General features: G+C 48.4%; 7 protein-coding genes. 5 read left to right on the forward strand and 2 right to left on the reverse strand.

Features of this window, described 5'->3' with window-relative positions:
• Positions 1-5 precede the first annotated feature (5 nt).
• On the reverse strand, positions 6-1,361 hold the full coding sequence (locus Q0241_RS02225; protein ID WP_299372383.1) for an NAD(P)-dependent oxidoreductase: 1,356 nt from the start codon (positions 1,359-1,361) through the stop codon (positions 6-8).
• A gap of 309 nt (positions 1,362-1,670) precedes the next feature.
• On the opposite strand from Q0241_RS02225, the gene Q0241_RS02230 reads away from it, so the two are divergent.
• Positions 1,671-2,423: an ABC transporter substrate-binding protein gene (locus Q0241_RS02230; protein ID WP_299372386.1), complete on the forward strand. Its 753-nt coding sequence runs from the start codon at positions 1,671-1,673 to the stop codon at positions 2,421-2,423.
• A gap of 18 nt (positions 2,424-2,441) precedes the next feature.
• Here the strand turns inward: Q0241_RS02230 and Q0241_RS02235 are convergent, their stop codons facing one another.
• Positions 2,442-2,906 (reverse strand): Lrp/AsnC family transcriptional regulator, encoded by a 465-nt coding sequence (locus Q0241_RS02235; RefSeq protein WP_299372389.1) that lies wholly within the window; start codon positions 2,904-2,906, stop codon positions 2,442-2,444.
• A 255-nt stretch (positions 2,907-3,161) separates the two neighbouring features.
• Between Q0241_RS02235 and dgcN the strand changes: the two genes are divergently transcribed.
• The 4 genes from dgcN to Q0241_RS02255 form a co-directional block, all read left to right on the forward strand.
• A complete protein-coding gene (dgcN, locus tag Q0241_RS02240) occupies positions 3,162-4,160 on the forward strand; it encodes an N-acetyltransferase DgcN (protein ID WP_299372392.1) in 999 nt (332 codons plus the stop codon).
• A complete protein-coding gene (gene dgcA, locus Q0241_RS02245; protein WP_299372395.1) occupies positions 4,157-5,137 on the forward strand; it encodes an N-acetyl-D-Glu racemase DgcA in 981 nt (326 codons plus the stop codon). The genes dgcN and dgcA overlap by 4 nt, the downstream gene beginning before the upstream one ends.
• A gap of 77 nt (positions 5,138-5,214) precedes the next feature.
• Positions 5,215-6,063 carry a D-amino-acid transaminase gene (locus Q0241_RS02250; protein ID WP_299372398.1) on the forward strand — a complete coding sequence of 283 codons (849 nt, stop codon included), beginning with the start codon at positions 5,215-5,217 and terminating at the stop codon, positions 6,061-6,063.
• A 201-nt stretch (positions 6,064-6,264) separates the two neighbouring features.
• A partial coding sequence (locus tag Q0241_RS02255; protein ID WP_299372401.1) for an alanine racemase occupies positions 6,265-6,890 on the forward strand: 626 nt, incomplete at its 3' end.

The following is a 6,890-nucleotide window of genomic DNA, read 5'->3' on the forward strand; positions in this document are numbered from 1 at the left end:
CTGTGTTAAGCGCTCAGCACGTCATTGATTGCTTCGGCAGCAACCTTTCCGTCCTCTACTGCTGCGACGGTGAGATCTTCACCACCCGCAATACAATCCCCCCCGGCCCAGACATTGCCTAGGCTGGTATGGCGATTGTCATCCACCTTGATACGACCACTATCCAGTTCAATTGCTTCGGCAGATCCGTTCAACGGCGCCGCGACAAAGTTCTGACCAATTGCTTTGAACACCATGTCGGCTTCTAAGGTCAGTGTTTCGCCAGTACCAGACAAAGAACCGTTTTTGTTTTCAGTATATTCACATTCAATGGCAACAACTTTGCCATTATCGCCGATCAGTTTATTTGGCTTGACCCAATGTCGAATTGTAACACCGTTGGTTTGTGCCAATTCCTGCTCGTATTCACTGGCATTCATCTGTTCTTTGCCACGACGGTAAAGAATGGTTACGTCCTCAGCACCGAGCAGCTTGGTTTGAACAGCGACATCAATCGCGGTCATACCGCCACCAATAACAACAACTTTGCGACCAACAGAGATTTTCGACAGATCCTGTGCCTGACGAAGATCAGCAATATAGGAAACCGCATCGAGAACACCATCAAGGTCTTCCCCTTCGGCACGCAGAGCATTAATTCCTGCCAGGCCCATGCCTAAGAAAACAGCATCGAAATTCTGTCTTAGATCAGCAAGGGAGATTGTCTCGCCAAGACGATTGCCGTTTTCAATTGTAATACCGCCGATAGAAAGCAGGAATTCAACTTCCTTTTGGGCGAAATCATTGACAGACTTATAAGCAGCAATGCCATATTCGTTCAGGCCACCAGCCTTTTCGCGGGCATCGTACACCACCACATCATGCCCATGCATCGCCAAACGGTGTGCACAGGAAAGTCCCGCCGGACCAGCACCAACAACAGCAACCCGCTTACCTGTCAGCTCTGCACGCTTAAAGATCTTATCCCCATCTTCGAGAAGATGATCTGTTGCATAACGTTGTAGCAAACCAATTTTAACGGGTTTGCCCTCTGCTTCTTCACGGACGCACGCCTGTTCGCATAGAGTTTCTGTTGGACAGACACGGGCACACATACCACCAAGGATATTCTGTTCAAAAATTGTCTTTGCTGATCCTTTGGGATTATCAGCAGAAATTTGACGGATGAACATGGGAATATCGATAGAAGTCGGGCATGCGACAGTACACGGGGCGTCATAACAGAAATAACAGCGGTCTGCTTCGACAAAGGCTTCGTGTTTATTAAGTGGCGGATGGATATCGCTAAAGTTCTTGCTATAGTCTTCGTCTTCAAGACGGCTAGACTGGATATCGGGCCGACTACCGGCGTTGGTACTCATCCAAAATCTCCCTGACGTATATATAATTATTATACTTTTGACGTTAGATCCGCCCTCTTATGGGGTGGTATCTATCCCTGTTTGGTATAATTCTAAGGTAAAATAACAACGTCCGTCAATTTTTTTTATCATTTGATAAATTTTTTAACACAACAATCGAAGTTTTATTATTATTTACAACAAGATAAATAGGAAATTTAAAATCTGCACTACGGCCGATCATGGCCTTAAATTACATTATCTGATGATTAACACTTCTTTGCTAAAATCCAGTTGCTTGCTGACAGTCTAAGGCAAAACCAAATGTTCATGACTAGAAGTATATATCGCGCATTAAGTATTCTGAGCCTTTTATTATGCTCTTTTCTTCTTCAGAAACCTGTTATCGCTAACGAGATAATCAGGTACGGGTTTTCTCATTGGCCCCCCTATGGGATGACAGAACAGCCCCAAATTTACGGGATTAACTATGATATAGGCCTAGAACTTGAAAAGCGTTTGGGCATAACATTACAGCCAAGAGTTTGCCCCTTTAAACGCTGCCTATTGGAACTGGAAAGCGGTGCTTTGGATCTGTTTTCCGGGTTTACAAAGAATGATGAGCGCGAAAAATATCTGGCATATTCCACACCGTCCTATTCTACGGTGTCGGTCGTATTTTATGTCAGAAAAGGCGAATCAGATATTCTTAAAAGCTATGATGACCTTTATAAATTGAGAGTTGGGCATGTATTCGAGTCACACTATTTTGATCCCTTTAATACAGACACAGCGATTCAAAAAGTTGACGTTGCAATGGAGCAACGACTTCTGCCCATGCTCAGTTCAAATCGAATTGACACCTATGTCGGCACAGATCCTAATGCATCCTATGAAGTTCTGACCAAAGGCTTTAAGTCCAAACTAGAAAAAGCGACCTATTCCCCCAATGTCGAGGTTCCGCTTTATTTTGCTGTGTCACGAAAATCAAAGCATCTAGCCCTTCTCTCAAAAATCGGGCAAGCCATCCAAGACATGCATGATGATGGCACAATGGCACGCATACACGACAAGTATCAGTAACGTTGTGAGCCAGTAGATTTAAAGATTGTCCCCCACAGGATATCCCCGCCATGGACGGACTGTCCTCAAGGTAAAATTAGATTGCATATGGGCCACCCCCGGTAACCGGGACAGAGCCGACCGATGGATACGTTCATAGTCCGCAACATTCTTCGCGACGATCCGCATTAAGTAATCCGCTTGCCCCGCCATAAAATAACATTCAGATATTTCTGGCGTGGCCTTTACCGCCGTCTCGAACTTATCAAAAGCTTCTTCACTTTGCGATGTCAGCGTTATTTCCATAAATATCTCGATGGAATAGCCCAAAGCCTTGGGATCTAAGCGTGCGACATACCCCGCAATCTGCCCCCCAGCTTCCAAAAGCTTCACGCGCCGATGACACGCCGAAGGTGATAACCCCACCTCGCCAGCCAGTGCGGCGATTGGTATTCTGCAATCCTTCTGTATAGCTGTAAGAATTTTCGCGTCAATCTTGTCCATCGAATAATTTCCTGCATTTTTATTGTAATATGAAATTATATTCCAAAATTAAAATCACATATACTAAAATTTAGGAAACATTTCGAGTTCAATCTTGTCATAATATTCGCAAAATTGACCAAAACTGATCCAAACTGGTAAGACTATACAAAATAGCTTCCAGAAACCGCGCTGACTGTCATCAACGGACAGACACCAGAGCACAAAAACAATAACCTTGCATCCCAAACAAGATGCAATGCGGGAGTAACAAGTATGAGCATTAAAACACCTTATCTTCTTTTTCTCGGCAATGCCGCTGATCCCCTTGCCGCCAAGGTAGCCCAAGGTATTAAAGACTGGCGTCCGGAAAACTGTGTCGGACAATTACGTCTTGATGGCTGTAACGCTGATCTGGGGCTGACCGACATGACACCTGCACAAGCCGTTGCTAATGGCGCGAAAAGCATGGTTGTCGGTGTTGCCAACCGGGGTGGTGTTATCGATGCAACGTGGGTAGCTGCCCTGATCGAAGCCATGGAAGCCGGCCTTGATCTGGCCGCAGGTCTTCACAACAAACTTGCCGATGTTCCAGAACTGGCAGAAGCCGCAAAACGCCTTGGCCGTGAAATCCATGACGTGCGCCACCCTTCCCGCAGCTATCCAGTTGCTGCTGGAACAAAGCGTTCAGGTAAACGCCTGCTTGCTGTGGGAACAGACTGTTCTTGTGGTAAAATGTACTCCACTCTTGCCATTGAAAAAGAACTGCGCGCCCGTGGTGTTAAGGCTGACTTCCGCGCGACAGGTCAAACCGGCATCCTAATCACGGGTGACGGTGTTTCCGTTGATGCTGTGGCTGCTGATTTTATTTCCGGTTCTGTTGAAACTCACGCACCAGCCAATGATGACGATCACTGGGATATCATCGAAGGTCAGGGTTCTTTGTTCCATGCCTCTTTCGCTGGCGTGACACTCGGCCTGATTCACGGGTCACAGCCTGATGCATTGGTCCTTTGCCACGAACCAACACGTACCCATATGCGCGGCCTACCAGACTTTGGCTTGCCATCCATCAAAGAATGCATGGAGGCAAACCTTGCCGCTGCCAAGTTGACCAACAAAAATGCTAAGTTTGTCGGTATTGCTGTGAACACATCAAAGCTAAGCGACGAAGAAGCAAAAGCCTATCTGGCCAAAACAGAAGAAGAGTTCGGCCTGCCGACTGTTGATCCTGTACGCACAGGGGTTGCTGCCATCGTGGACAACCTGTCATGAGCCGTAAAGTAACCATCTCTTCAACGCCTTGGCCGATCCGCGGGTCCTTTACCATTTCCCGCGGATCAAAGACCGAAGCTGTCGTTCTCAATGTTTACATTGAAGAAGACGGCATAAAGGCACAGGGCGAATGCGTTCCTTACCCCAGATATGGTGAGTCCGTTGAATCTGTGAGCGCACAAATCACCGAAATACTGCCCGCGCTCGAAGCAGGAATGACACGCACAGAACTGCAAGACGCCATGCCCGCTGGTGCTGGCCGCTTTGCCGTTGATGCAGCCCTTTGGGATCTGGAAGCCAAAAAAACAGACAAACGGGCGTGGGAAATTGCTGGCATCCCTATGGAACCCGCAACGACAGTTTACACCCTGTCTCTGTCTGATCCGGAAACCATGGAACAGGACGCCCGTGACAATCAGGACAAGCCGCTTCTAAAGCTCAAATTGGGCGGCGAAGGTGATCTTGCCCGTGTTGCCGCTGTGCGCAAAGGCCATCCAACAGCCCGTATCGTCGTTGATGCCAACGAAGCCTGGACCAAAGAGGTGTACAACGCAATTGTACCTGAACTGGTCAAGCTGGGCGTGGAAATGATCGAACAGCCTTTTCCTGCGGGTGATGACGATCTGCTCAAGGAACTGGATCGTCCAATCACCATCTGCGCCGATGAATCCTGTCACGATCGTGCGTCCCTGCCCAAACTGGTTGGCAAGTACGACATGATCAACATCAAGCTGGATAAAACCGGCGGCCTGACCGAAGCCCTTGCCATGAAACTCGAAGCAGAAAAGCTCGGCTTTGAAATCATGACCGGCTGTATGCTGGGGTCTTCCCTTGCCATGGCCCCGGCGATGGTTGTGGCCCAGGGCAGCAAGGTTGTTGATCTGGATGCGCCGTTGTTGTTGGCAGAAGATTGTGAACCCGGTCTGATTTTCACGGGTGTTGAAATTGCCGCGCCTGAAAAAGAACTCTGGGGCTAAAACCCTATAGGGTTAAACTCCTCTGGGGGACTAAGACCCTATAGGGCTGCCTATTAAAAGGTTTAGGAACAAAAGTTATGAGCAGAACAGTTTATGTAAACGGGTCTTTCCTACCCGAAGAAGATGCCAAGGTTTCCGTTTTTGATCGCGGCTTTCTTTTTGCCGATGGCGTTTATGAAGTTTCAACCGTCTTGGAAGGCCGTTTGATCGACAACGAAGCGCATCTTGTCCGCCTTCAACGTTCATTGGATGAGCTACAGATGACCAGTCCGGTTTCTATGGATGACATCGTGACCATTCAAAACCAACTGATCAAACAAAACGGTCTGAAAGAAGGCGGGTTATATCTGCAAATCACTAGGGGTGCCGCAGATCGTGACTTTGCCTTTCCGAAAGACGCCACGCCATCACTGGTGATGTTCACACAGGAAAAGAACCTGTTGAACAGCCCGGCTGCGGAACGTGGTCTATCTGTGATCTCTGTCGAAGATATTCGCTGGCAACGTCGGGACATCAAAACCGTTGGCCTACTGGCCCCTGCCCTTGCCAAACAGGCCGCCGTGGTTGCAGGTGCGGATGACGCGTGGATGTACGAAAATGGCTTTGTGACCGAAGGCAGCTCAAACAACGCCTATATCATCAGCAAAGAAGGCAAGATCATTACCCGTCATTTGGGCAATGAAATCCTGCACGGCATTACCCGTCGCTCGGTTCTTGAACTTGCCAACGAAGCTGATATGGAAGTGGAAGAACGTCCCTTTACACTGGATGAAGTGCGCAATGCCGCCGAAGCTTTCGTGACCTCTGCCACCACCTTTGTGACACCTGTTGTTTCACTGGACGGTGAGAAGATTGGGGATGGCAAGCCGGGTGCGTTGACCAAGCGTTTGCGTCAGCTCTATATCGAGCAAGCTCTCGCCAGTTAAAAATAACGAACCCAGTTAAAAGAAACGAACAACATAATAAGTTAATTATAGGGGCTGCACTCAACTGTTGCAGCCCCTATACTCTTCCCAACTCGCTTTTCCACTCGGCGCAAAGAGTACAATGTAGAGACATCTACCTGTACGATGAAGCAACGACGAAGATAAAATAAGTGGGACGAGAATAAAAACAGAGCCAGCAGCATGATCCAGTCCCCAAAACAGTCCCAGAAACACTTACAGACCAAATCCCCGTCCGCCGAGTTTTCAGGCACCAGTCCACAGTTAACCGTTGATCTCGGCGCTTTGGTTTCGAATTTTAAGACCCTGCGCAATGCTGCACAGCAGAGTGGCAGCACTTGTGCTGGTGTTCTCAAGGCCAATTCCTATGGCATGGGGTACGAACGTGTGGCTGAGGCCCTTTGGGCAGAAGGCTGCAAGACCTTTTTTGTTGCGCTCGTCGGCGAAGGCGTAAAGTTACGCGCCCTGTTCCCCGAGGCAACAATCTATGTACTGTCCCCCTATCTCAGCCTTGATGCCGATTTACTGCGGGAATATCATCTGATCCCATGCCTCTATGATCTCGACGGCATTGACCTCTGGATTGCGGCCAACGGCACCCCTGCACCAGCCACATTGCATTTTGAAACCGGGATCAATCGCCTTGGGCTATCAACGCAGGACCTCGAACAGCTTCTGAGCAACCGATCACGGCTCAACAAACTGGATCTCAAGCTGATCATGAGCCACCTTTCCAGCGCAGATGAACAACAGTCTGAGCATAATCAACAACAGTTAGAAGCGTTCAAACGCATCCGTAACGAGTTCCC

Origin of the sequence: uncultured Kiloniella sp., from assembly GCF_937128705.1 — a bacterium.
GTDB lineage: Bacteria > Pseudomonadota > Alphaproteobacteria > Kiloniellales > Kiloniellaceae > Kiloniella.

Bases quoted from the DNA above. Each gene is read 5' to 3' on its own strand.
- Q0241_RS02225 (WP_299372383.1), bottom strand. From the start codon at position 1,361: ATGAGTACCAACGCCGGTAGTCGGCCCGATATCCAGTCTAGCCGTCTT.
- Q0241_RS02230 (WP_299372386.1), top strand. From the start codon at position 1,671: ATGACTAGAAGTATATATCGCGCATTAAGTATTCTGAGCCTTTTATTA.
- Q0241_RS02235 (WP_299372389.1), bottom strand. From the start codon at position 2,906: ATGGACAAGATTGACGCGAAAATTCTTACAGCTATACAGAAGGATTGC.
- dgcN (WP_299372392.1), top strand. From the start codon at position 3,162: ATGAGCATTAAAACACCTTATCTTCTTTTTCTCGGCAATGCCGCTGAT.
- dgcA (WP_299372395.1), top strand. From the start codon at position 4,157: ATGAGCCGTAAAGTAACCATCTCTTCAACGCCTTGGCCGATCCGCGGG.
- Q0241_RS02250 (WP_299372398.1), top strand. From the start codon at position 5,215: ATGAGCAGAACAGTTTATGTAAACGGGTCTTTCCTACCCGAAGAAGAT.